The 24,631-nt window shown below is 53.5% G+C and carries 20 protein-coding genes and 1 tRNA gene; 5 read left to right on the forward strand and 16 right to left on the reverse strand.

The window, feature by feature from the left end:
• Positions 1 to 67 precede the first annotated feature (67 nt).
• Positions 68 to 1,720 (reverse strand): L-lactate permease, encoded by a 1,653-nt coding sequence (locus HF984_RS08115; protein WP_168615177.1) that lies wholly within the window; start codon positions 1,718 to 1,720, stop codon positions 68 to 70.
• Between the two features lie 405 nt (positions 1,721 to 2,125).
• Here HF984_RS08115 and HF984_RS08120 point away from each other — a divergent pair, with 405 nt between their 5' ends.
• Positions 2,126 to 4,147, forward strand: a complete 2,022-nt coding sequence (locus HF984_RS08120; RefSeq protein WP_168615178.1) for an ExeM/NucH family extracellular endonuclease — start codon at positions 2,126 to 2,128, stop codon at positions 4,145 to 4,147.
• A 107-nt stretch (positions 4,148 to 4,254) separates the two neighbouring features.
• Here the strand turns inward: HF984_RS08120 and HF984_RS08125 are convergent, their stop codons facing one another.
• Entirely contained in the window at positions 4,255 to 6,345 is a 2,091-nt protein-coding gene (locus tag HF984_RS08125) for a PhoX family protein (protein ID WP_168615179.1), read from the reverse strand.
• Between the two features lie 504 nt (positions 6,346 to 6,849).
• Positions 6,850 to 6,923, reverse strand: a tRNA-Pro gene (locus HF984_RS08130).
• A gap of 223 nt (positions 6,924 to 7,146) precedes the next feature.
• Here HF984_RS08130 and HF984_RS08135 point away from each other — a divergent pair.
• Positions 7,147 to 7,917 (forward strand): carboxymuconolactone decarboxylase family protein, encoded by a 771-nt coding sequence (locus tag HF984_RS08135; protein ID WP_210729661.1) that lies wholly within the window; start codon positions 7,147 to 7,149, stop codon positions 7,915 to 7,917.
• A 73-nt stretch (positions 7,918 to 7,990) separates the two neighbouring features.
• Here HF984_RS08135 and der read toward each other — a convergent pair whose 3' ends face one another.
• The 6 genes from der to HF984_RS08165 form a co-directional block, all read right to left on the reverse strand.
• The gene (gene der, locus HF984_RS08140) at positions 7,991 to 9,547 is read right to left on the reverse strand and encodes a ribosome biogenesis GTPase Der (protein ID WP_168615180.1); all 1,557 of its coding nucleotides are present in this window, start codon (positions 9,545 to 9,547) and stop codon (positions 7,991 to 7,993) included.
• A gap of 82 nt (positions 9,548 to 9,629) precedes the next feature.
• On the reverse strand, positions 9,630 to 10,304 hold the full coding sequence (gene cmk / locus HF984_RS08145; RefSeq protein ID WP_168615181.1) for a (d)CMP kinase: 675 nt from the start codon (positions 10,302 to 10,304) through the stop codon (positions 9,630 to 9,632).
• Between the two features lie 76 nt (positions 10,305 to 10,380).
• The gene (locus HF984_RS08150) at positions 10,381 to 11,493 is read right to left on the reverse strand and encodes a prephenate dehydrogenase (RefSeq protein ID WP_168615182.1); all 1,113 of its coding nucleotides are present in this window, start codon (positions 11,491 to 11,493) and stop codon (positions 10,381 to 10,383) included.
• Entirely contained in the window at positions 11,493 to 12,617 is a 1,125-nt protein-coding gene (locus HF984_RS08155; protein ID WP_168615183.1) for a pseudouridine synthase, read from the reverse strand. The genes HF984_RS08150 and HF984_RS08155 overlap by 1 nt, the downstream gene beginning before the upstream one ends.
• Before the next feature lie 61 nt (positions 12,618 to 12,678).
• A complete protein-coding gene (scpB, locus tag HF984_RS08160) occupies positions 12,679 to 13,548 on the reverse strand; it encodes an SMC-Scp complex subunit ScpB (protein ID WP_168615184.1) in 870 nt (289 codons plus the stop codon).
• Positions 13,545 to 14,432, reverse strand: a complete 888-nt coding sequence (locus HF984_RS08165) for a segregation and condensation protein A (protein WP_168615185.1) — start codon at positions 14,430 to 14,432, stop codon at positions 13,545 to 13,547. The genes scpB and HF984_RS08165 overlap by 4 nt, the downstream gene beginning before the upstream one ends.
• A gap of 486 nt (positions 14,433 to 14,918) precedes the next feature.
• On the opposite strand from HF984_RS08165, the gene HF984_RS08170 reads away from it, so the two are divergent.
• Positions 14,919 to 15,272, forward strand: a complete 354-nt coding sequence (locus tag HF984_RS08170) for a hypothetical protein (protein ID WP_168615186.1) — start codon at positions 14,919 to 14,921, stop codon at positions 15,270 to 15,272.
• A gap of 103 nt (positions 15,273 to 15,375) precedes the next feature.
• Here HF984_RS08170 and HF984_RS08175 read toward each other — a convergent pair whose 3' ends face one another.
• The 5 genes from HF984_RS08175 to HF984_RS08195 all read right to left on the reverse strand — a co-directional run bounded on the left by HF984_RS08175 (position 15,376) and on the right by HF984_RS08195 (position 20,396).
• On the reverse strand, positions 15,376 to 16,239 hold the full coding sequence (locus HF984_RS08175; protein ID WP_228008245.1) for a ParA family protein: 864 nt from the start codon (positions 16,237 to 16,239) through the stop codon (positions 15,376 to 15,378).
• Positions 16,240 to 16,462: 223 nt separating this feature from the next.
• Positions 16,463 to 17,899 carry a cation:dicarboxylate symporter family transporter gene (locus HF984_RS08180; protein ID WP_168615188.1) on the reverse strand — a complete coding sequence of 479 codons (1,437 nt, stop codon included), beginning with the start codon at positions 17,897 to 17,899 and terminating at the stop codon, positions 16,463 to 16,465.
• A gap of 278 nt (positions 17,900 to 18,177) precedes the next feature.
• Positions 18,178 to 19,032 carry an aldo/keto reductase gene (locus tag HF984_RS08185; RefSeq protein WP_168615189.1) on the reverse strand — a complete coding sequence of 285 codons (855 nt, stop codon included), beginning with the start codon at positions 19,030 to 19,032 and terminating at the stop codon, positions 18,178 to 18,180.
• A 10-nt stretch (positions 19,033 to 19,042) separates the two neighbouring features.
• A complete protein-coding gene (locus tag HF984_RS08190) occupies positions 19,043 to 19,936 on the reverse strand; it encodes an aldo/keto reductase (RefSeq protein WP_247596554.1) in 894 nt (297 codons plus the stop codon).
• 34 nt (positions 19,937 to 19,970) lie between these two features.
• Positions 19,971 to 20,396: an NAD(P)-binding domain-containing protein gene (locus HF984_RS08195; RefSeq protein ID WP_168615190.1), complete on the reverse strand. Its 426-nt coding sequence runs from the start codon at positions 20,394 to 20,396 to the stop codon at positions 19,971 to 19,973.
• 96 nt (positions 20,397 to 20,492) lie between these two features.
• On the opposite strand from HF984_RS08195, the gene HF984_RS08200 reads away from it, so the two are divergent.
• The gene (locus HF984_RS08200) at positions 20,493 to 21,179 is read left to right on the forward strand and encodes a TetR/AcrR family transcriptional regulator (protein ID WP_168615191.1); all 687 of its coding nucleotides are present in this window, start codon (positions 20,493 to 20,495) and stop codon (positions 21,177 to 21,179) included.
• Between the two features lie 113 nt (positions 21,180 to 21,292).
• Positions 21,293 to 22,729 carry a GuaB1 family IMP dehydrogenase-related protein gene (locus tag HF984_RS08205; RefSeq protein WP_168615192.1) on the forward strand — a complete coding sequence of 479 codons (1,437 nt, stop codon included), beginning with the start codon at positions 21,293 to 21,295 and terminating at the stop codon, positions 22,727 to 22,729.
• 78 nt (positions 22,730 to 22,807) lie between these two features.
• Here HF984_RS08205 and xerD read toward each other — a convergent pair whose 3' ends face one another.
• Complete coding sequence (gene xerD / locus HF984_RS08210) at positions 22,808 to 23,809, reverse strand: site-specific tyrosine recombinase XerD (protein ID WP_168615193.1); 1,002 nt, start codon at positions 23,807 to 23,809, stop codon at positions 22,808 to 22,810.
• Positions 23,810 to 23,814: 5 nt separating this feature from the next.
• Positions 23,815 to 24,543 (reverse strand): NUDIX domain-containing protein, encoded by a 729-nt coding sequence (locus tag HF984_RS08215; RefSeq protein ID WP_168615194.1) that lies wholly within the window; start codon positions 24,541 to 24,543, stop codon positions 23,815 to 23,817.
• Positions 24,544 to 24,631 lie beyond the last annotated feature (88 nt).

Genomic DNA, 24,631 nt, shown 5'->3' on the forward strand with positions numbered 1-24,631 from the left:
ATGAGTCAGTTACTCGCATCAGAGCAACCATCCCTCAGAAGCTGTTTCTATCTAGCCTCACAGCTCTTTAGACGAAGAGCGAGAGAACGAAAATCCACACCATTGAGATGACGAGCAAAGCAATGGAGTACTTGATAGCGGCAGAGGTAATCTGCGACTCCTGACCGCCTTTTTCTACTGCAGCAGCCGCAATAGCGATGGACTGCGGTGAGACGATTTTCGCCATAACGCCACCGGTGGTGTTGGAAGCAACCAACAGCGCGGGGTTAGCGCCAATCTGCTGCGCGGTAACGCTCTGCAGTCCGGCAAAGAGAGTGTTGTTGTTGACCACTGAGCCGGTGACGAACACGCCAATCCAACCGATGATCGGCGAGAAGAACGGGAAGATTGAACCTGCCGTAGCTAGCGCCAAGCCGAGTGACGATGACATGCCCGCGTAGTTCATCACGTTAGCAACGCCCATGACCAAGCAGATCATAAGAATCGGCATCCACAACTGTTTGATAGCACCCTTGAATTCTTCAAAGGCAGCGCCCCATGAGATGTTCGAGATGGCGATGGTAATCAGAACTGCAATCAGGATTGCGGTACCGGATGCGCCAATGATTGACCAGCTCCAGGTTGCGGGCATCGGGGTGGTCTGCGGTGCAATGGGAGCAACTTTCTCCATGACGTTGTGCAGGCCGGGAATCTTGAAGTTCAAGGTGGTAAAGCCAAGCAGACCTGCTTCTTTACCGGTCTTGGGGTCGGCAGCAGCGAAGAGGCCCTTGATGAAGGGGACGCTCCACAGCAGAATCATGGCGGAGAGAATGAGGAAGGGGCTCCATGCCTTAGCAATCTGTGAGCCAGTGTGGCGAACAGTCTGCGATTCAAGTTCTGCGAGAGTTGGCGCATTGGGTTCGCGGTAAATGTGCTTGGGCTGCCATTTGCGCATGATGAGTGCAAGTACAACCAGGCCGAGAAGCGGCGGGATAATGTCCACCAGGTCGGGGCCAAGAGCAACAAGGACGATAGCCTGAGCTGCAGAGACTACAAAACCGATGAGCAGTGCAACCCACCAGGTTTCCTTGATTCCGCGTACGCCGTCAAGAATTGCAACGAGGAGCAAAGGAATGAAGAGTGAGATGACCTGAACGCTCAGCACCATCATCATGGCAAATTCTGCCTTGTCAACGGCGCCCTGCTGTACAGCCACGATGGACGGAATGCCGATAGCGCCGTAAGCACCTGCTGCAACGTTAGCAACCAATGCAACCACACAAGCTTTAACGGCGTCAAAGCCCAGATTTACGAGGAGGGCTGCACAAATTGCAATCGGGATACCGAAGCCAGCGGCGCCTTCCAAGAAGCCACCGAAGCAAAATGCGATTAGAAGAACCTGAATACGCTGGTCAGCTGAAATAGAAGAGACTGAAGAGCGGATGATATCGAAGTTGCCTGCTCGCACGGTGACGCGGTACAGCCAGACGGCCATCAAAACAATCCAGCCGATGGGCCACAGACCACCCAAGAAACCCAGTCCAATCGCGCCCAAGGACGCGGTGAAAGGAAGCTTAAAGAGCAACACACCGATCGCAACAGCTGCAACCAGCGAGATGATTGCTGATTTGAGGCCTGTCAGCTTCAGTACCGTCAGACCTAAAAGAAAGATGATGATGGGCACTGCGGCAACCAAGGCTGAGAGCGCTTGGTTTCCTAGCGGGTCGTACACCTGTTGCATGGTGTTGGTGTCCTTTCACGAGGCGGTAGCCTCACGGGAGTGATGTGTTGTGGAGTTTGTTCCGTTAGAAAAATTACCACATAAAACCAACTTGATTTTCCGGTTTTATGGGGTGCAACTCCCCGCAAAATAGAGTCAAAACCAACATAAGTCCACAGCTCCACAAAGAACCGCATCACTATGCATAGTCACATCTAAACCTTATGACGCAGATTACTAAGTACTGTGATAGATGAAATAAAAAATATTTTCATCCTTCCTCAGCAACACACTCACTACCGCATCAAAACCCACCACTTCTTCAATCTCAAAATAAACCCGCAGTTAACCCCGCCGTGACTCGAGCCTCCCTATACTGAAGATGGAACCACCGCACTAACCACTGATTGTCACTAGGAACCTCCTATGAACATTCACTACCGCTGGCGCAAGCTCTCCTGCCTTGCCGCAACAACCTCCGTTGCCGCACTCGGCTTGGGCTCACTCGCGTCCTTACCCGCAGCACAGGCCGCCGAAGAAGTCAGTATCGCTCAGGTGCAAGGAACCACCGATGTCTCGCCTCTTGCCTCGCGCAGCGTGACAACCACCGGCATCGTCACCGCGGTCTACGCTGAGGGCGGTTTGAACGGTTACTTCATTCAGACACCCGGTTCTTCTTCCGCTGACTTCACGCCCGGAGAATCAGACGGCATCTTCGTGTACTCCGTCGACACCGTCAAAAACGTTGGTATCGGTGATCTCGTCAAAGTGACCGGCACGGTGAGCGAGTATAAGAAGCAAACTCAGCTGACCGTTCGAACCGGTGGACTCGAGAAACTCGGTGCTGGCCAGAGCATTGAACCCATTCGCGATGTTCTGCCTGAGGATGCCACCGCCCGCGAGGCACTCGAAGGCATGCTAGTTCAGCCAGCCGGTGACATCACGGTAACGGATAACTACAGCACCAATCGATACGGATCGTTTACCCTGGTCAACGGCGACTCTCCCCTGCGCACCGCCACCGACGTTGTAAAACCCGGTGAAGAAGCCATCGCGTACGAGGCTGCAAATAAAGAGAAAACTTTTGTTCTCGACGACGGGTCAACCGTTGATTACACCCGCGGTGGTTCTGAGACTCCAGTCGCCTATCTCTCGCAGGATAACCCATTGCGCATCGGCGCGCCCGTAACCTTCCAGCACCCTGCCGTGCTGTCCTATTCTTTCGACGCGTGGACGTTGCAGCCCACCACCACGGTCAACGGGTCAACTAGCCCCAGTGATCTTCCCGTCTCATGGACGGACACCCGCGAGGTCGCGCCTCACCCTATCGGCGGCGAAGTCAGCATCTCAAGCTTTAACGTTCTGAACTATTTCTCAACCACCGGCGATGAGCTCACCGGCTGCACCTTCTATAAGGACCGTCAGAATAACCCCGTGACCGTCAATTCAGGATGCGATGCGCGCGGCGCCGCCAACCAAGAGAATTTTGAGCGTCAGCAGGCAAAAATTGTCTCGGCCATTAACACTATGGACGTTTCGGTACTGTCTCTTGAAGAAATTGAGAACTCAGCCGTCTTTGGCAAAGACCGCGACGAAGCCCTGAACACCCTGGTGGATGCGCTGAATGCCGCCGCCGGTGAGAACAAGTGGGCGGCTGTGCCTTCACCTGCGCAGCTTCCAGAAACTGAAGACGTTATTCGTACCGCCTTCATCTACCAGCCCGCACGCGTCGCCCCGGTCGGTGAATCAGAAATCCTAACTGACACCACCGCTTTTGAAAATGCCCGCAAGCCGCTGGCTCAAGCCTTCGCATCTGTAAACAGCGACGATAACGATGAAATCTTCGTAGCGATCGTCAACCACTTCAAGTCCAAAGGCTCTGGCTCCGGCGAAAATGCGGATCAGGGCGATGGTCAAGGCGCCTCAAACGCGTCACGAGTGACGCAGGCAACCGACCTCGTGAAGTTTGCTGACGCCCAAGAAGCTAAACACAACACCGGCAACGTTGTAGTGCTCGGCGATTTTAATTCCTACCTGCAAGAAGATCCGCTCCAGGTTCTCTATCGGGCAGGCTACATCAGCCTCGACACTCACTTTGACGCCGGCCAAACCTACGCCTACGGAGGCCGCACCGGCTCGCTCGACCATGTACTCGCGTCCGGCGATTTTATCGACAATTTCACCGACGCAGATGTCTGGAACATCAACTCCGTTGAATCCATCGGCTTTGAATACAGCCGCTACAACAGCAACATCACCAACCTGTACTCGGCTGATCCTTACCGCTCGTCGGACCATGATCCGCTAGTGGCTGGATTCAATCTTAGCCAACCCAACGATGAATCTGTAACGCCGCCTACAGGCAAGAAGAATCCGCGCGGCGAGTGCAACAATGGCAAGGGCAACACGGGATTGCAAGAAAACCGTTTTGCCTCCGGGCCAAGCTAAAAAGCACGGCTAGTCGTTAGTAATTTTCAATCAGAAAAACGGGGCGCCCTCACACAGTGTGGGGGGGGGCGCCCCGTTTACGTAGCTTGACGGGATTTTCTAGCGGTTTAGCGGTAAATCTGAACCACAGAAGGACGCGGGTGCGCCAAAACACCGTGCTTTTCAGCAAGGGTTGACTGAGCCTGCCCCTTCTTGAACCACTTATTCTTCTTGTTCACGTAGTCCGGGAAGTATGAGTGAGGCTCGGCGAATGAACCATCTTCACCCGGGTGCTGCACGCAGACGTAGACCATCTTCTCTTGGTCATGGATAACGGGACCACAGGTTTCAGCCTCACGAGGTACTGAAAGGAACTGCTCTACCTTGCCGCGGTTAGCACCTTCAAGACCAACCTTGAACAGTCCGTCGTTCTTCTGAATCTTATCGGGAGCGCCGTCTGTGGTCAGCCACAGGTTACCTTCCGAATCGAAGGCAACGTTGTCGGGGCAAGAGATAGGTGAGACGCGGGCGGGATCGTACCCTGCGAAGTAAACGGGTTCATCACCTGCAGGGTCACCACAAACCAGCAGAAGATTCCATGTGAAGGTTTTAGCGTCCACCCGGTTGTTGTCTTCGGTGATCTCGATGACGTGACCTGAGCGGTTATTAGCGCGCGGGTTCGCCTCATCGGGGCGAGCAAAAGTGCCGCCCATGCCGCGGTCGGTGTTATTGGTCAGCGCCGCGTAAATCTTACCGGTGTAGGGGGAGGGTTCAACGTCCTCAGGACGGTCCATCTTAGTGGGGTTCATCTTATCTGCAGCCTGGCGGGTGAAGACGAGCACCTCTTCAATAGACATACCGGGCACCAGCGACTTGTTACCGTCGGTGAGCTGAATCCACTCGCCAACGCCGTCAAACTCACCGTCTTCAGGTAGACGTCCTGAACCATCAATCAGGCTTGGAGTATCACCGGTAAAACGACCGACAAACAGTGAGCCTTCAGAGAGCAGAGTCTTGTTGTGCTCGCGGTCGCCCTCAATGTAATTCTTGGACGAGACGAACTTGTACATGTACTCAAACTTCTGGTCATCACCCATGTACGCCGCAACTTTGCCGGTCTTAGGATCAACGTGAATGTTCGCACCCTCGTGCTTGAAGCGACCCAGCGCGGTGTGCTTGCGCGGGGTTGAGGTGGGTTCCTCAGGATCAACTTCAACTACGTAGCCAAAACGCTGTGCCTCATTTTCGAAGCCGGACACATTCGCATTAAAACGGTCATCTGCACGTTCCCAACCGTAAGAGGTTGCCTTGTTCTTGATGCCGTAACGCTTTTCTTCATCGGTGCCGCGGCCAAAGAAGAATCCGTCAAAGTTCTCCTCGCCCGAGAGCACTGTACCCCAGGGGGTGTACCCACCGGAGCAGTTGCTGTTAGTACCCGAGACAAAACGACCTTCGGGGTCAGCCTTTGTCTTGAGCAAATCTGAGCCAGCGGCAGGGCCGTCAAGCTCAAAGGTTGTGTCTGCAGTGATGCGGCGGTTACGGCGTCCGTCGACAACATAGTTCCAGGGGCCGCCAACCTTCTTGCGTTCCAGTTCAACCACAGCAAGGCCGGTGGCCATCATGCACACGCGAAGCTGTTCAACAGAAAGCGGCGAGTTTGGGAACATGAGCGCGGGGTTAATGTACTCGTGGTTATTTACGAGGATGCCACGCAATGGGTTGTCGGGGTCCGGTACAACTGTCAGGTAGTCGTTGTTGTAGCCAAACTGCTGCGCCTGAGCTTCAGCGGTTTGATTGTTGATATCGAATTCAGGCGCGCTTGAGAACAGGGGATCTCCCCAGCGAATAATGGGTTCCCACTTGAAGCCACTGGGTACGTTGAAGTCATCAACAGTGGACGCAACCGGCGCGATGGGATTAAATTTCAGCTTGCCGTTGGCGCTACCGGGAACGCCACCAGGTGCTGCATAGGCTGAATTCTGAGAAGTAGCCCCGGTACCAACCACGAGTGCCGCGCCGGCAACGCCGCCGAGCATCGCGCGTCGTGAGATAGCGCCTTCAATTACGTCTTTGAAGTAGTGGTTATCTGAGCAGTTTGGGGTGGGTTCCAAACATGCATTGTTGCACTTGAGCGCGCAGGTTACAGCAGAGCGCTTACCGCGCACGTGGTTGAGCATGGGGAGCAGACGACGCTGTTGCGGTGAGTTCTGAGTGGTCATGAAAGCAGTCCTTTACATCCTGTGTGATCAGATGTTTGTTGTATGAGACTGCTTTACTCTGTCAGGTTCATGTGACGTACTTACTACCGGTAGGTGAATCGAAGGTTACTAGTGCTTGAATCTTGCTCACACGCGATATGAAAGATCCTTAGCTACCGATAGAGCAGGTGCGACAGCCCGGCAGCCCGGCAGGACGCGGCCGTAAGGCGGGTGGCGCGAGGTCTCCCGGTCGGGAGCAGCGTCCGAACCTGCGCAGGTAGGAGCCTCAACATTCTTTTCCCCCCTCTCCCTTTGTCTTCACCGTAGCCTTCTCGCAACACAGTGACCACGTAAACATCACAGTGACCACGTAAGCGTCAAAGTACTGCTCAAAGTGCGCTGTTTGTGACGGTTTTGTGGTCATCCTGATGTTTTTGTGGTCACGCATCGTGGACGAGCAGGTGAGACAGCTGAGAAAAGTTAAACAAAAAATCCCGCCTACCGAAGTAGACAGGATTTGTTTTGTCGGGTTGACAGGATTTGAACCTGCGACCCCTTGACCCCCAGTCAAGTGCGCTACCAAGCTGCGCCACAACCCGATTGTTTTCAAGGGCTTGTGCCCTGAACACTCGTACTACTATACAGACCCTTTTTGCACTTTGCCAAATCGAGAACCCCACTTTTAGCAAGTTTTTTGCGCGCTCTATGTCACGTTTTTGAGAGCTCACCCATAAAACACTATTTCCTTCCCGCATATCGTCTGCAGGTCTAGGATAAAAGTAGAAAACCCAGGTGCTCCACGCACCGCAAAAGGAGGAAACCGTGGCTGAGAAGACCAACCGCGTCCAACAAACCGAAGACAAACTTCAAGAACTTTTCGGCGGCGTCACCGGTGGAATGATGGACACCGACCCGGAGTTCATGACAATTTTGCAACGCCAGATTTTCGGCGATATCTTTCACACCGCTGATTTAGATGACCGTGCCCGCGCAATTATCACCATCGTTGCTCTGGCAACTCTGCAGACGCTCCCCCAGCTTGAGGTACATATTCACGCCGCGTTAAACATTGATGTCAGCCCTGTGACTATTCGTGAAACTATTTACCAAATCGCACCGTTCATCGGTTATCCCAAGACGCTCAACGCTATTGCAACAATGAACAAGGTCTTTGAGTCTCACGAAATTGCTCTGCCGTTGCCGTCCTCAGCTACCACCACCGAAGATGACCGCTTTGAAAAAGGACGCGAGCTTCAAGAGTCTCTCTACGGTACAGAGATTAAGGGTGCGTTTGCATCGCTTCCAGCGCCGTTCAACGAGGCGATTGCCTACCACCTGTCGGCTACAGGTTTCGGTGATTTTGAGACGCGCAAAGATTTATCGGTCGCTCAACGCGAGTTGTTGATTGTGGTTATTCTGACCGCGCACGGTGATGTCGCGAACCAGCTGGTACCGCATCTTCACGGAGCAGTTAAGGCCGGCAACTCTCCCGAGAAAATCCTTGCCGCGCTACTTCAGGCTTACCCCTATGTTGGGTTCCCGCGTTTTATCAACGCGGTGCGGATCTTCCGCGAAACCGGACTGCTCGACTAGTTCAAACAGCAAAGGCCCCGTGCTCGATGTTGATCGGGCAGGGGGCCTTTTTAGTTTCTAGACGCTGAGAACGTTAGCGGCGTCCGCCACCACGCTTCTTGTTATCAGCGTTCAGTGAGCGACGTTCGCGCACGCGCATGCTGACCTCAATAGGAGTACCGGTGAAGTCGAAGGCCTCGCGCAAGCGACGAGTGATGAATCGACGGTAGCCGGGGTCAAGGAAGCCGGTGGTGAAGAGAACGAACTTCGGCGGGCGTGAAGACACCTGGGTACCGAACAGGATGCGAGGCTGCTTACCACCGCGGACGGGGTGCGGGTGCGCTGCAACAATCTCGCCCAAAAATGCGTTCAAACGGCCGGTGGGAATACGTGAATCCCATGATTGCAGTGAGTGTTCCAAAGCGGGAACGAGCTTGTCCTTGTGCCAACCGGTCTTCGCTGAAATATTCACGCGAGGTGCCCACGCAACGTGCGCCAAATCGCGGTCGATTTCGCGTTCCAACAGCTCGCGGCGGTCTTCATCCAGGGTGTCCCACTTGTTGTAGGCAAGAACCATGGCACGACCCGAGTCGATTGCCATCTGAATAATGCGAACGTCCTGCTCAGAGATAGGTTCTGAAACATCCAACAAAATGACGGCAACTTCAGCGCGCTCAATCGCGGTCTGTGTACGCAGCGATGCGTAGAAATCAGCACCCTTGGACATGTGAACGCGGCGGCGAATACCCGCGGTGTCCACAAAACGCCAAGGCTTATCACCCAGGTGAACGATTTCGTCAACGGGATCGCGGGTGGTGCCGGCAAGGTCGTTCACGACAGCTCGCTCTTCGCCAGCAATCTTATTCAGCAGTGATGACTTACCAACGTTGGGTCGACCAATCAATGCCACACGACGCGGGCCGCCACGGACCTCGGGTTCAGCAAACTGTGAGTGCTCCGGCAGAATCTCCAACAGCGCGTCCAGCATATCTGCCAAACCGCGTCCGTGAAGACCTGAAACGGGGTACGGCTCGCCCATACCCAGCGACCATAGGCTGGCAACTTCAGGTTCTTGGTGCAGGTCATCAATCTTGTTAGCCACCAGGATGATGGGCTTTTCGCTACGACGCAACATACGAACGATTGCCTCGTCAGTTGCGGTAATGCCAACCATGGCGTCAACAACCAAGAGCACCACGTCAGCACCGGCAACAGCGATTTCAGCCTGAGCTGCAACCTGCGCGTCAATACCCTTAGCGTCGGCCTCCCAACCACCGGTATCAACTAAGGTGAAGTCCTTGCCGGAGTGTTCAGCCTTGTACGACACACGGTCGCGAGTTACGCCGGGCTTATCTTCAACGACAGCTTCGCGACGGCCAAGGATGCGGTTGATAATAGTTGACTTACCAACGTTAGGGCGGCCAACAATCGCTACAACCGGGTCTGCCTCATCGTCATCGTCTTCATCGATGTCAAAGCCCCACACACCCAGAAGGTCGCGGTCTTCTTCATCAAGGTCGTAGTCTTCAAGACCTGCAAGCAGTGCTTCTGCACGCTGATTCGCGGTCTCATCATCGATTTCGGCAAGGCGCTCGGTGACGTCGTCCTCGCCACCGCCTAAGAATTTGTCTTCGTAATTACCGGTGCTCATATCTAAGCGACCTCCCTGTTGTGGCGCCTCACGGCGCGTCAAGCATTGTGTACAAGTTTAGTGGAAACAACCTCAAAGGGTGTTACTTTTGGCGTGCTTCTTCGACGGCCTTGATGACGGCGTCGATAGTTTCTTCGAAGTTCAGGTCTGAGGAGTCTACGAGGGTCACGCCTTCTGCAGCCTCGGTGAAGTTGTTGACCTTGGAATCTTTGGCATCGCGAGCCGAAACCTGCTGAGCCAGCTGTTCGTTATTTTGCGTTCCGCCCAGCTGCAAGCCACGACGCGCCAAACGCACTTCTTCTGAGGCGGTGAGCAGGATGCGCGCATCAGCATCGGGGGCAACGACGGTGGTGATGTCGCGTCCTTCTGCCACCATGCGGTAGCCGGAATTCTTAATCGCGTCGCGCTGCATGTTGATCAAAAGGTCGCGCACACCGCGGTTGGACGCGATAGCCGAAACGTTCTCCGAGATGCGGGGTTCGCGGATTGCCTCGACCACGTCTACACCGTCGACCTCAATCATTTCTACGTCGGCGGTAGTTCCTTGAGACAGCGGGAAGTTTTGCGCAGCAGCCAACACAGCGTCTGCATCGGTTAGATCAACCTGCTGCTGGAGGCAGTACCAGGTCAGGGCACGGTACATCGCACCGGTATCGAGGTAGGCCAGACCAAAGTGCTGAGCTACAGCTTTAGCAACTGAAGACTTGCCCGAGCCTGAAGGGCCGTCCATAGCAATCACAAGACGTTCGGAGGTCATGAAATTTTCCTTTTCTAACGGTGCGTACCGTCAACTATTCTAATGGTTCTTAGCCGTGAAAGTGCGGGTTTCTGCCCTAGCGCACAACCTTCCAACCGCGTTCGGTGAGGTCTTCAACCAGCTTTTCGTGTTCGTTAGGGTTGACCGAGATTTCGACAAGACCAGCGGGTTGCCCCGGTGAATGTTCAAGTCGAAGGTCCTCAAGGTTCACGCCCAGCTCGCCGATTTCTGCCAGCAGCTGCGCAATTTGGCCTGGGGTATCGTCTACCAGCACTGTCATCTGTGAGAAAGCCGCCGGTGCACCGCCGTGTTTACCGGGAATACGGTTCACGCCGTTATTTCCTTCGCTCATAAGCTGAGCGATATCAAGGCGAGCGCCGGATGCTGTGGGAGATTCAAGTGTTTTGATCAGGCGTTCGAGGTCTTCGCGCACACCGTAAAGCGTTTGCACCACAGGTTGCGCGTTGGCAGAAAGAATTTGCACCCACAACCCGGGGTCGCTGCCTGCGATACGAACGGTATCGCGTAGTCCCTGCCCCGCAAGCCCCAAGGCGTACAGCGGAGTGTCTTGCAGACGTGAGGCTAACAATGAGCTCATGACCTGAGGTACGTGACTAATCAACGCCACGGTACGGTCGTGTTCTTCCACATCGAGGTGAGTCACCGTCGCGCCGAGTTCTACCGCAATAGTAACCGCAGTTTTCACGGCTTCTGGACGCGTGCTCTCGTGTGCGCAGATAACCCACGGCATAGAGGTAAAGAGCTCACCGCGTGCTGCCACAGGGCCGGATTTTTCGCGTCCTGCCATGGGATGCGTGCCCACGTAGCGCGATGCATCTACGTTAGCGGCAAGAACCTCCTCGGCAATAGAGCGTTTGACGGAGGAAATGTCCATCACCGTTGCGTGCGGGTACTTACGTAAAGACTCAATAACGATGGAGGCCGTGACGTCCGGAGGGGACGCCACAACTACGACAGCGGGGTCTGATAGGCTCTCTTGCGATTGCTCGAGAGCACGCAAAGAACGGCCCGCGCCAATGTCCTCAGCAACAGCCTCGTTTGTGGGCGAAGCATCAGACACCACAACATCAACGCTCTGAGCGCGTAGCCCCAGACCGATTGAACTTCCTAAAAGGCCGGCACCAATGATCAGCACCGGCCCTTCAACAGCTGAAAGACCGACGCTCATTACATGCCTACGGATGCCAGCAGCTCGCCGATTTCTACCTTCGACAGGTTACGAATAGTGCCCTGTTTCTGCGAACCAATACGCACGGGGCCCATCTGCACGCGAACCAGCTTCTCAACGGGGTGTCCCACTGCTTCGAACATACGGCGCACGATGCGGTTCTTACCCGAGTGGATGGTGACCTCAACGAGAATGTGGCCGGGAGTTGAATCGATGAGCTTGAAGGTATCAACACGCGAAACGCCATCTTCAAGGCGGATACCCTTCTTCATCGCTGCGCCGATGCCCTGGTCCATCGGACCGGGAACCTGCACCAGGTAAGTCTTGGGCACCTCGTAGGACGGGTGGGTTAGGCGGTTAGCCAGCTCACCGTCGTTGGTCAGCAGCAGCAGACCTTCGGTTTCAACGTCCAAACGTCCAACGTGGAAAACGCGCTGGGACATGGACTTACGCAAGAAGTTGGAGATGTCGGGGCGACCGTCGGGATCATCCATGGATGAAACCACGCCAGCAGGCTTGTTCAGTGCCATGTACACGAGCTTTTCGTTGGTCTGAATACGCATACCGTCAACGTGTACTTCTGCCTGATCAGGGTTAACACGAACGCCGAGCTCGGTGACGAGCTCACCATTGACGGTCACGCGGCCTTCTTCAATCATCTGCTCGCACACGCGACGTGATGCTACGCCTGCCTGAGCCATCAGCTTCTGCAAACGTACGCCATCGTGATCGTAAAAATCGTAGTGATCTACAGGTGCGTTCTTGGGACGACGCGGACGGTGCGAACCAGCGTAGTTGTCGTTACGCTGAAAGTTCGATGACGGGCGGTACTCGCCGCGTTCTGATGCGAAAGGCTTGCCGGAACGGAAAGGCTTGCCCTGAGCTGACTTGCCGGGAGCGCCCTTACCGCGAGCGCCACCATTTTTAGCGCCGGGCTTACCGGGCTTGCCCGGCTTACCGCCGCCGAATCCTGATCCGTTGCCGAAGCCTGCACCTCCGCGAGGACCGCCGCCCTTTCCGCCGCGTCCACCTGCACCGGGCTTGCCACCGCGGTACTCATTGTTCTTGCCGAAACCGCGGCCAGCGCCGCCGCGTCCGTGGTTACCTGAACGTCCTTGTGCCATGTTGTTTCTCTCTTTCTGTGCTGTTTTCTCTAGCGCATATGTTCGTTGAAGTTAGTAAAAATTATGAATTTTCGGTTGCTATTTCGATGTCATTGATATCGGGGAGGAACGGCGCGAGCTTAGGTAGCTCGTCCAGGCTGTTTAACCCGAGTTTTTCAAGGAAGGTGTCGGTGGTGATGTACTGGGCTGCTCCGCTACCGGTTTCTGGAACGGTCTCGGTAATGAGGCCACGCTGTTTGAGCGTCCTAAAAGCTGCATCAACATTCACTCCTCTCACCTGCGAGACATACCCGCGGGTTGCCGGTTGCTGGTAGGCAATAACAGCGAGGGTTTCCATTACCGATGCGGTCAGTTTCTTTCCTTGCCCGCCGGTGACGAAGCGCGCTACCCACGGCGAGAAATCCTTGCGAGCATACAGGCGCCATCCGCCGTTGATGCGTCGTAGTTCAAATCCTCGGGGTTCATGCGAGTTGCCGTCAGAATCGGTATAGCCGTTATATTCCATGTACAGCTCGTCTAAAGCGGCATCAACCGCTCGTTCCGAGACGATTAAAGCGGATGCGAATTCTCGTGTGCTCACCGGAACATCAGCGACTGCCAGAATTGATTCCACTGCGCTTTTCACGCCGCCAGGAATCAGTTCGACTTTAGAGACCGCGTCCTCACCCGCTGCAATAATGGGTTCGTTAACAGTGGTCGCTGCATAGGTCTGAGCGGTGTCAGGAGTGTCCCAGGGGTTAGAAGGGGCGACGGTTGGCATTTCGCCAGCCGATTCTGCATCAGCAGTTTCAGGTTCTGTGTCGTTTTCTGCAGGGTCAACATCTTCAGCCGGCTCTGAAGGAGCATCGTCGTCTGCACCAGGATCCCAGTAGCCTAGGTTCACAATCGACTCGTCATCGCGGTTGAACTCTTGTCCGGGGTAAATGCTCATTGCTCCTCCTTTCGGGCGCTGTCTGAAGTTTTGCCGTGTTCAGTTTCGACTGTTCTGGATGCGAGCTTAGTCAGGATAATGCTCGCTAACGGTTGATCCTGGCGCACATCGATGCGGTGTTCCTTGTAGAGTTCAAGCATCGCCAAAAATCGCACTACAGCAATCTCAAGTTCTTGGCTTCGGCTGGCAAGTTCTTCAAAGCTTACTGTCTGTTCCGTTTCTAACGCGTCCAAAATTGCTTGTTCTTGCGCTGCGATAGTTGTGAGGGGGACTCTCAGGTGTTCGGTTTCAACCTGCTCAACGCTCTGCGACTCTTCTGCCGTTGAAAGCGCCTTATACGCGATGGACGCGAATTCCTCGGGCGAAACGTCAAAAACCAGTTCAGGTAGTGCTTTAGCAAAACGAGGTTCGAGGGTGACATCACGCATGTATCGTGATGATTCCTCACCAAATCGCTGTTCTAAAACAGAGGCAACTTCTTTGTAGGCTCGGTACTGCAACAACCGCGCAAATAGAAGGTCGCGGGCTTCAAGAGCTGCAAATTCTTCCGTGGTTTCTGGGGCACGCTGGGGCAAAAGCCTCGAAGCTTTGATATCAAGCAGGGTTGCCGCTGTGACAAGAAAATCGCTGGCCTGATCTAAAGCGGCTTCAGTGCCCAGCTCGTACATACGGTTGATATAACCAATAAATTCGTCCGTGACCTGCGCCAGCGCAATCTCGGTGATATCAAGACGGTGGCGGGCAATCAGTTGCAAAAGGAGGTCGAAAGGACCTTCAAAGTTATGAAGGTGTAGCGTGAATTCGTGGCTCTGCTGAGAAGAAGTGCTCGCAGAGCTCTTAGGCTGTGTCGGTACCCTCACGGCAGCGACTGAGTGTGCGCTCATAAAAGTGAAAAAGCGTCCTTTACGACTGAAAAATGATGTGCACTACAAAGTGCAGAATACTCGTATAAAGATTGTGCCGGTAAATGCCTGCGGTTTCAAGGTCTTAACGTCATTAGGTGCGCCACTACCCCATTCCGCCCGTCTCCTTCCCCTCACTGACACATCCGGGAATATTTTGAAAATCCCTCTTGTTTTACATCATGAACGTGTGTAGTGTTGAGGGTTCAGCAGTAGCAAGCACTTTGGCACGGCGCTACAGCTGACATCCCAACTCGTGGATTTTTCTTTTTCTTGCGCACTCATCACAAAGAGTTCCCAGCAAGAACACTGGCGCAATACACAGCAGATGCACCGCGCATCCTCGCGTCCATTCCATCAACTCACGAGTTCATGCGCTCACTTTTTACCCGAGCGCGCCATCAAACATTGTGGCGGGCGGTCCCATAGTAGAGGCGCGCCCCTTATAAACACCTTGTGGAGAAGATAATGACTATTGCAACTTTTGAAACCCTACCCACCAACACCCCGACTGCACGCCTCGATAAGACTCGTGTGCAGGAGCTTGCGAACCACGCAGAAAACATCATCCGTGCGCATGTGCCGATGCTCGAGAATCTTTGCGACGCTGATGCTGATTTCGCGGCTCGCGTGGTTGAGGTTGAAACCGACATGGTGATGCGTGTGCTCACCCGCGGTGAAGACATGTTCATGACGGATGCTGAGAAGGATCAGTTGCGTCAAAACGTTTACGCACGTCCTTCAGTTTCGCTCTACCAGCCAGTAGAAGATAACTTCATAATCAACGTGGGTTCAGCGGCAGCAGTAAGCACCGTGAACTAAAACCATGCCGCAGGTTCGTAGAACCTAGGAGGCTATCGATAGCAAAAAGGGGCGCCCGCTCATCACGAGCAGGCGCCCCTTTTGCTATCTCAAGGCCTGGGCTTTAGGGTGCCCCACCACGAGAAATCAGCTCGCGTGCGAGCTGGCGGTAAGCATCAGCACCGGGATGGTTGGATGCGTAGGACAGAATCGGTTCTGCTGAAACAGTTGCATCGGGGAACTTTACGGTGCGTTTGATAACGGTGTCAAAGACCTTGTCACCGAACGCATCGATAATACGAGCAAGAACCTCTTTAGAGTGCAGGGTGCGGGAATCAAACATGGTTGCCAGCACACCGTCAATCTGAAGTTTAGGGTTCAAACGCTCCTGGACCTTCTCAATGGAATCAACCAACAAAGCCACCGCACGCAGAGCAAAGAACTCGCAGATCAGCGGAATAATCACACCGTGGCTCGCCGTCAGAGCGTTAACCGTCAACAGGCCCAGTGAAGGCTGGCAGTCAATGAGAATAACGTCGTAGTCGTTCTCCACCTTACGCAGAGCCGATGCAAGTACCTGCTCGCGTGCAACCTCGTTCACCAGCTGCACTTCAGCCGCTGAAAGGTCAATGTTTGCAGGCAACAAGTCAATATTTTCAGTATCGGTTGACTGAATAACCTCGTGGATATCAACCTTGCGATCCATCATGACGTTGTAGATGGTGAGGTCGAGCTCATGAGGGTTAGCGCCAAACCCAGCTGATAACGCCCCCTGCGGATCAAAATCAACCAACAAAACCTTGCGTCCTGTCTCAGCTAGAGCAGCACCGAGGTTAATGGTCGAGGTAGTCTTACCGACTCCACCTTTTTGGTTCACCATTGAGATGATGCGCGCCGGACCGTGCGAAGACAGCGGCGCTGGGTCTGGGTAAACGCGCAGAGGACGGCCGGTTGGGCCGAGCTGTTCGTTTCCTGCGGTATCGGTCAATGTTTTCACCTTCGAGTCTTGGAGAAAAATATCTACAGTCAGTCTATAGGGTATCGCGTCTTTACACCCCATTGGTGACGTTCACCGTCGCACATCTGAAACATTTAGCGCCTCATCAGTGGCGATTTTCGAAAGTGATGGCATAAACGAAAAGCACACAAAAGGACGCGGTACCCTCCCCTACCCGGGAGGGTACCGCGTCCTAGTAGTAAGTGTTCAGAGCTTACTTATCGAGAACGGTAATTTTGCCGTCTGATGCTCGCACAATGTTCATCTGACGAGTCGGTGATTTTTCCATAATCGCGTGATCAACGCGCTGGTCACCGTGAATCTCGTGGGCATCGCCCATTGAGGATTCATCGAACGGAAGCTTGCCGTTGAGCACCTGGTGGGCGCGTTCCACATCGAGCTCGTGGTTGAGCTTACCCATGAGAACAGCAGCCACTGCGTTACCGGTGAAGTTGGTGAGCGCACGTGCTTCTGACATAAAGCGGTCGATACCAACGATCAAGCCCACGCCGTCGATGAGGTCGGGGCGGTGCGACTGCAGACCTGCCGCAAGCGTCGCAATACCCGCGCCAGAAACACCTGCTGCGCCCTTCGACGCAATGATCATGAAGACCAGCAGTGAAACCTGCTCGCCCAGAGCAAGAGGCTTACCCATTGCTTCAGCAACGAACAGTGATGCCATGGTCAGGTAGATCGCGGTGCCGTCCAAGTTGAAGGAGTAACCGGTGGGCACAACGATGCCTGCAACGGGCTTTGAAACACCGAGGTGTTCCATCTTTGCAATCAAACGGGGCAAAGCAGCTTCTGATGATGAAGTGGAGAAAATCAGCAGGTATTCGCCCGCCAGGTACTTCATGAGCTTGAAGATGTTGAAACCTGCACCGACCTTGAGGACGCCGCCGAGGATGATAGCGATAAAGAGAATACAGGTGATGTAGAAGGCAACCATGAGTACCAGCATCGAACCAATAGCTTTAATACCGGTTGAACCAACAACGCCTGCAATAGCGCCGAACGCACCTAAGGGAGCAACCCACATAATCATCATGAGCAAACGGAAAATGAGAGCCTGCGCGTAGGTGAGGAACTTCAGAATCGGTTTACCGGTATCGCCCATTTTCTGCAGAGCAAAACCGGTGAGCAAAGCGACAAAGAGCGTCTGCAAAATATTGCCTGCAGTCAATGATGACAGCAGAGAAACAGGGATAATACCGAGCAAGAAATCAACAGTGGGGTTACCGGTAGATTTAGTATCCCCGCCATGGCCAGCTGCAGCAGGAGGCTCGTAGCCGGTGGGCTGGTAGTGGAGGTTGTGGCCGGGTTCAATCAGGTTACCCACGACTAGACCGATAGCGAGCGCAAAGGTAGACATGAGGATGAAGTAGCCCAGCGCCATACCGCCAACGCGTCCCACCGTTGCTGCCTTAGCAATTGAGCCAACGCCCAGAACAATGGTGCAGAAAATGACCGGCGCGATCATCATCTTAATGAGGTTAATAAAGGCGGTACCAATGGGTGCCAGCGCTTTACCAAGATCAGGAGCAACCAGACCAACGATGCAACCCAAGATAACCGCGATAATCACGGAAACGTAGAGCATGTGGGTGGGATCTTTGTACCACGGCTTGTGCGCGGTAGCAGTTGAATTCATGTGTGCGCCTTCCAGCATGACGAACAGGTAAGTCGTGTGCGCGTATTTACACATGGTTGTGCAAATCACTTACTGTATTCGAAAAATTGTAAAGCCTCGCACATTCATTTAGTCACCCAGACCCTAACTGTGTCTTTTTATTACCTTAACTTTTACCGCCTTAACTACCGGGACGGATAAAAAATACCACCGGGGCTGTATGCCTGATTCGGCCGTGTTGAAGGGGATAAAAATGCGGGCACTTGCAGAAGTACCCGCATCCTTAAGGCTTACTCGGTTTATTCGAAGGTCAGCAGAAGATCCAGCATCTGCGGGTCACGGTGGTCAAGTCCGCCGTTGCCGGTCTCGCGCTTGTCAATAGCATTGATTGCAGCTACTTCATCGCTAGACAGTTCGAAGTCCCAGATGTTGAAGTTTTCCTGCAAACGGTGAGCATGAACCGACTTCACAACGGCAGATACACCGGTCTGCACCAGCCAGCGCAGGATCACCTGGGGAACCGATTTGCCGTACTTACCTGCGATACCTGTGAGAACAGCATCCTCAAACAAAGCAGGGTTCCCCTGCCCCAACGGTGACCACGCCTGCAAAGTGGTACCGTACTTTGCAGAAAGTTCACGAATGTCTGCCTGCTGGTCATAAGGGTTAATGCGACGCTGATTGATTGCCGGAGCAACCTTGGTGAACTGAGCCAAATCGTAGAAACGATCCGGGTAGAAGTTAGAAACGCCTATAGCGCGAATCTTCCCTTCATCGTAAAGCTCCTCCATTGCACGCCAAGCACCGTAATAGTCGTTGAACGGCTGGTGAATAAGGTAAAGATCCAGGTATTCCAGGCCTAGATTTTCAAGCGACACTTCGAAGGCTTTCTTGGTGGACTCATAACCATGATCTTTAAACCAGAGCTTAGTGGTGATAAAAAGGTCTTCACGAGGAACATCGAGCTCAGCAAGCGCAGCACCCAGCGCTTTCTCGTTGTAATAACGGGATGCGGTGTCGATCAGGCGGTAGCCAGCATCAACCGCTGCAGGCACAGCTTCACGCACCTCTTCGTCAGACATCTGAAAAACGCCAAGACCAAGAGCTGGCATTTTCACGCCATTGTTGAGTTCGAAATAAGTCTGTTCGGCCATGATTTTCTCCTTATGCTTCAGGAATAGGAAATGAAAAGTCTTCAAAGGTCATGTCTACGGGTTCAGGTCCGCCGCGCTTACCGGTATCGAGGGCATCGATAGCTCCCAGCTCTTCTTCGGTCAGTTCGAAATCGAAAACATCGAAGTTTTCTTCAATGCGAGAAGGCTTGACTGATTTGGGGATAACCTGGCGTCCTTCGTGCAGATGCCAGCGAAGCATCACTTGAGCAGACGTCTTACCGTACTTCGTAGCAATCCCACCGATGGTTTCGTTGTCCAGGGTGCTGGGTAGACCGTTCTCAAAGCCGGGGTAAAACGTAATACCGCCGATGGGCGACCAGCACTGAGTTAAGATGCCGTATTTTTTATTGGTATTTACTACATCGCGTTGTTGAAAGTAAGGATGCACTTCAATCTGGTTGACTGCTGGAACGGTATCGGTCTGCTCTATCAGATTTTCAAGGTGTTCTGACATGAAGTTTGAAACGCCGATTGCACGAACTTTGCCGTCTGCCAAAAGCTTTTCAAGTGCCTTGTAAGCTTGAACAGTACGATCAAACCCCGTCGGAACTGCCTGGTGCAAAATCAGAAGATCGATGTGGTCGACACCAAGCTTCGTTACCGATTTCTCGAAAGCATGCAGGGTCTCTTCATAGCCGTAGTCGGTAATCCACACTTTGGTTTCGATAAAGATTTCTTCGCGCGAAATACCGGAGCGGCGGATGCCTTCTCCCACGCCAGCTTCATTCATGTATGCGGCTGCCGTATCGATGTGACGGTATCCAGATTTAAGAGCGTGTTCAACAGCCTCAGCAGTTTCTTCTGGCGGGGTCTGGAAGACACCCAGGCCCAAAACCGGCATTTTTACACTGTTATTTAGTTCAAAAAACATTTGTTCAGTCATGATGCTTTCTCCCTCTAAGCCTTGTCACTGATACTTACTTGTTCTTGACATCCACGAATGAAAATTCGAAGGTTCCTAGCTTTGCTGCTAGCTGGAAATAAAGACGCATGGACATCTCAGTACCGCGCGCATTTACAATGCCACCAAGATCCAGAATCTGAGACTCAGCCCAACCGAATTTTTGCAGGATTTCGGTGATCACAAGGTTTTTAGTATCCTCGTCTTCACCCGAGATGAACATGGTGGTCTCGCCATATATAGCGGGTTCCACCATTTGCTCTTTGGTGGAGTGATTCTTATACCATTCGCTAAAGCTAACGGGGTCAAGCTGGCTGGTTTCGGTACTAGCTTTTGTTTTCTCAGGGTTACGAGTGCCGATGACAACGCTGTGCCCCACCTCAACTAATTTTTCAGAAAGTGCTTGGCCGACCATTTTTGAACCGAGTACTGCGATTTTCATTGTTACCTTCCCACATTTATCCGGACCTACCATGTCCACTCCATCGGTGTAGCACTATACGGACACAGTTTGTCCATTTATGGCATAATCATCTGTATGACTAAAGCATCACCACGCAAGACATCACAAAAAAAGCCGCTCCGCAAGGACGCCGCCAGCAACCGCGTCCTCATCGTTCAGGCAGCTAAACGGGTGTTTTCCGAACACGGATTTTCTGCAACACTTCATGATGTCGCCAAAGAAGCTGGTGTGGGAGTCGGCACCGTCTACCGCCGTTTTGCAAATAAACAAGAACTCATGCAAGAAATCTACGAAGAGCAGATTGAAGAACTGCTCGGCATTCTGCACACGGCACTTGCTTTTGAAAATTCGTGGGAATGCTTGGTGCGCTACCTGGAGAATGCAACTAGAATCCAGGTACGCGATCGCGGTATGGCACAAATTATTTCAGGACAAGACATGAGTTCCGAGGTCTTTGCATCTTCAAAGAACCGCATCGCTCCCCTGGTCAACCAAGTAATTGAGCGAGGAATCCAGGACGGTGTCGTGCGTGCGGATGCCCAGGGCACCGACCTTATCTTCATTCAAGTGGGGCTTATCAATATCGCCCGTTTAGTTGGCTCTAACCGTGCAGAGCATAAACCTGACACCAGCGAGCTCTACCGCCGCTATTTGTGGTTAGCATTAGAGTCTTTACGAAAGCATCGCCCAACAGATTTACCGTTGCCGGTTCCGGCACTCACCACAGAAGAAACTCATCTCATTTTCTCCCATCATGATTAAGTACTAACCCCGCGAAATTCGCTGAATACTGCTGTTTGCAGAAGCTCATTACCCTTTTGCACAGCAAGAATTCCTATGTCCCAGAAAAGTTAGACGCTGGTAAAATAGTACTAATGAAGTTTCTGAATAATATGACGCCGTCAACTGACTTGACGTATTCTGATGTTTTCATGGTTCCCTCCCGCTCTAACGTGGGTTCTCGTATGGGTGTTGACCTCGCAACCAACGATGGCACCGGTACAACTATTCCGCTCGTCGTAGCGAACATGACCGCTGTCGCCGGTCGCCGTATGACTGAGACTGTTGCCCGCCGCGGGGGCATTGCGATTATCCCTCAAGATATTCCCACCGAAATCGTGGTTGAAACCATTGAAAAGGTGAAGTCTTCTCACCTGATTTTTGATACTCCTATTACAGTGCGTCCGCACCATACAGCGGGCTACACCAAGCATTTAATGCCCAAGCGGTCCCACGGTGCCGCAATCGTCGTGAACGACGCAAACGAGCCCGTTGGTATTGTCACTCGCAAGGATCTTCGCGGCGTCGACAATTTTGATCAGGTGGGCGACATTATGTCTACTGCCCTAGTGACGTTGTCCGATACGGTGGATGCACGCGAAGCTTTTGAGCGCTTGCACGAGACCTCACGCAAGATCGCCCCTGTGGTTGATTCCAGCGGCAAGCTCGTGGGTGTCTTAACCCGAAAAGGCGCGCTACGCGCTAGCTTGTACGCTCCAGCAACCGACGCGAACGGTAAACTTCGTGTAGGCGCGGCAGTTGGTATTAACGGCGATATCCAGACGCGCGCTAAAACTCTGATCGACGCCGGTGTTGATGTGCTTGTTGTAGACACCGCGCACGGTCACCAAGAATCGATGATTGAGGCTCTCAAGAAGGTTCGCGCTCTCAACCCTGACATCCCTATCGCCGCAGGTAACGTGGTCACTGCCGATGGCGTCCGCGATCTCGCTGAAGCCGGCGCTGACATCATCAAGGTCGGTGTTGGTCCCGGTGCAATGTGCACCACCCGTATGCAGACCGGTGTAGGACGCCCGCAGTTCTCAGCCGTACTCGAATGCGCAGCGGCCGCACGTGAACTCGGTCTTCATGTGTGGGCCGATGGTGGCGTCAAAGATCCCCGCGATGTTGCCTTGGCGCTAGCTGCTGGTGCATCCAACGTCATGATTGGCTCATGGTTTGCTGGTACTTATGAGTCCCCCGGCGATATCCTGCAGGATTCCGATGGACGCGAGTACAAAGAGTCCTTTGGTATGGCATCGCGTCGTGCGGTCAAGAACCGCAACTCCAAGACTGAGGCATTTGAAAAGGCACGTCGTGAGATGTTTGAAGAAGGTATTTCTTCAGCTCGCATCTACCTGCCTGAGAATGCTGGCGGTGTTGAGGATCAGATTGACAGCATTATCTCCGGTGTTCGCTCGTCATTCACTTACGCGGGTGCATCCAGCATCAACGAGTTCTTTGAGCGCGCAACCGTTGGCATTCAGTCGGCGGCAGGTTACGCTGAAGGTCAGCCGCGAGCTACGCGTTAGGCGTGTTTGATATAAGAAAAACTGCCGGTGTGCTCTATAGAGCACACCGGCAGTTTCTGTATCTCACCGGTAAGAAATTTATCGAGCTCTAGGATGCGCCATTACAAAGACCTCACGCAAGGTTTCAGCCGTAACCTTGGTGTAGATCTGAGTGGTATTGACAGATGCGTGTCCCAAAAGCTCTTGCACCACCCGAATGTCCGCCCCACCTTCAAGAAGGTGCGTTGCAAAAGAATGACGCAAAGTATGCGGTGAAATTTCCTCGGTAAGTTGCGCCCTGTCGCAAGCCTTTTTCAGAATCAGCCACGCGCCCTGTCGGGTGAGGCGTCCACCCCGAGAATTTAGAAATAGCGCGGGGGTTCCCTTACCGTGGGCAGCGAGTTCTGGGCGAGCGCGCACAACATAGTCTTCAATAGCTTTAACCGCGTATGAGCCAACGGGCACAATGCGTTCTTTATTTCCTTTACCGAACAACCGTACGACCGCGGGCACAGGCGAATGCGAGTCTTTGGCAGAATGTGAAAGGTCGTCCAGGTCAACGTTAATAACCTCAGAAATGCGGGCACCGGTTGAGTATAGAAACTCTAAAATGGCTTTATCGCGCAGCCCGGCCGCCGATGACACATCGGGGGCGGCAAGCAGACGTTCAACGTGAGCAAGAGGAATAGCTTTCGGAAGCCGCTGAGCCGGCGAAGGTGGCGAAACCGCCGCTGCCGGATCGGTAGTTGTTACTTTTTCGACCAGCCAGAACTTATGAGCACCGCGCACCGCAACCAGTACCCGAGCCACACTACGCACGCTTAGACCCTGATGCTCGCCGTCCCCCGTAGCTAGCGACTGGGCAAAGTCACGAACGTGCTTTTTAGTGACCGTGCGGGCATCAATGATACCGACGCTTGAAAGGTACCCCCGGTACCGCTGTAGATCGCGGGTGTACGATTCAACGGTATTTTGCGCTAAACCGCGCTCAATGACGAGATGCTGAAGATACTTCTCGATACTCAGTGCAAGAGGTGTCTGCTCAGTTTTCTCGCGCTGCGTAGCAGATGCCTGGGCTACCAGATCCGGTGACTTACTCATGTGCTTTAGCTCAGGGACCCGCGGAAATCGCCGTCTCGTAGGTAAGGATGCGCGGGCCAGGGAGCGTCCGCAGGCTTGTTGCCCACGGTGCCGCGATGAAGAGCCGCATAGGTCGCCAAGATAGCCTGATTAGCGCTGGGGCTGTGCAAACGCGCGTTGAGTACAGCATCCACAGCCTCATCTAAATCGAACCAGCGCATAATAATCTCGGCCTCTTCGCCTTCGCGCTCAATCTTTTGATCATGCGGAATTTCAGTGATGCCGCGTGCCAGATACATACGGTTAGCTTCTGCCGAACAACCGGGGCTGTTATGGTATTCCATCAGCAGATCCCACTGTTCAGCCTGTAAATCTGTCTCTTCAGCAAGCTCTCGCTGAGCAGCATCCAGCGGCGCTTCGCCCTCAATATCGAGCATGCCCGCAGGAATCTCCCACAGGTTCATACCCACCGGCTGTCGGTACTGGTTAATCAACAGAATCTGGTTTTTGTCGTTGAGAACCGAGATGCACACAGCCCCGGGATGAGTAATGAAGTCGCGTCCCAAAGCCTCGCCGTCTTCTGTTAGTGAAAAATCTTCACGAACAACGTCCCAGATAAAACCCTCAAATTTGGTCTCATGCGAGCGCACAAACCGCGGATTCACGACGTCTGCAAGCTGCTTTTGGTGAGTTACTTCAGCGTGCGCGTCGATGCGAGGTGCGGTGCCGGTCTTTGCTGTTACTTGCTGTTTCATACTTTTATACTCCCCTAGTATTTGTTCTCTGTTAACTCTAGTCTGTGGCGGGCGCCGGCAAAAATAAGGGTGAGACGTATTGCTGTTC

It is taken from the genome of Rothia terrae (genome assembly GCF_012396615.1).
GTDB lineage: Bacteria > Actinomycetota > Actinomycetes > Actinomycetales > Micrococcaceae > Rothia > Rothia terrae.

Coding starts and splice junctions, on each gene's coding strand:
- HF984_RS08195 (WP_168615190.1), bottom strand. CDS start 20,396: ATGAAAATCGCAGTACTCGGTTCAAAAATGGTCGGCCAAGCACTTTCT.
- HF984_RS08200 (WP_168615191.1), top strand. CDS start 20,493: ATGACTAAAGCATCACCACGCAAGACATCACAAAAAAAGCCGCTCCGC.
- cmk (WP_168615181.1), bottom strand. CDS start 10,304: ATGACCTCCGAACGTCTTGTGATTGCTATGGACGGCCCTTCAGGCTCG.
- HF984_RS08120 (WP_168615178.1), top strand. CDS start 2,126: ATGAACATTCACTACCGCTGGCGCAAGCTCTCCTGCCTTGCCGCAACA.
- HF984_RS08155 (WP_168615183.1), bottom strand. CDS start 12,617: ATGGCACAAGGACGTTCAGGTAACCACGGACGCGGCGGCGCTGGCCGC.
- HF984_RS08185 (WP_168615189.1), bottom strand. CDS start 19,032: ATGGCCGAACAGACTTATTTCGAACTCAACAATGGCGTGAAAATGCCA.
- HF984_RS08215 (WP_168615194.1), bottom strand. CDS start 24,543: ATGAAACAGCAAGTAACAGCAAAGACCGGCACCGCACCTCGCATCGAC.
- HF984_RS08205 (WP_168615192.1), top strand. CDS start 21,293: ATGAAGTTTCTGAATAATATGACGCCGTCAACTGACTTGACGTATTCT.
- xerD (WP_168615193.1), bottom strand. CDS start 23,809: ATGAGTAAGTCACCGGATCTGGTAGCCCAGGCATCTGCTACGCAGCGC.
- HF984_RS08150 (WP_168615182.1), bottom strand. CDS start 11,493: ATGAGCGTCGGTCTTTCAGCTGTTGAAGGGCCGGTGCTGATCATTGGT.
- der (WP_168615180.1), bottom strand. CDS start 9,547: ATGAGCACCGGTAATTACGAAGACAAATTCTTAGGCGGTGGCGAGGAC.
- scpB (WP_168615184.1), bottom strand. CDS start 13,548: ATGAGCATTTACCCCGGACAAGAGTTCAACCGCGATGACGAGTCGATT.
- HF984_RS08115 (WP_168615177.1), bottom strand. CDS start 1,720: ATGCAACAGGTGTACGACCCGCTAGGAAACCAAGCGCTCTCAGCCTTG.
- HF984_RS08190 (WP_247596554.1), bottom strand. CDS start 19,936: ATGACTGAACAAATGTTTTTTGAACTAAATAACAGTGTAAAAATGCCG.
- HF984_RS08170 (WP_168615186.1), top strand. CDS start 14,919: ATGACTATTGCAACTTTTGAAACCCTACCCACCAACACCCCGACTGCA.
- HF984_RS08165 (WP_168615185.1), bottom strand. CDS start 14,432: ATGAGCGCACACTCAGTCGCTGCCGTGAGGGTACCGACACAGCCTAAG.
- HF984_RS08180 (WP_168615188.1), bottom strand. CDS start 17,899: ATGAATTCAACTGCTACCGCGCACAAGCCGTGGTACAAAGATCCCACC.
- HF984_RS08125 (WP_168615179.1), bottom strand. CDS start 6,345: ATGACCACTCAGAACTCACCGCAACAGCGTCGTCTGCTCCCCATGCTC.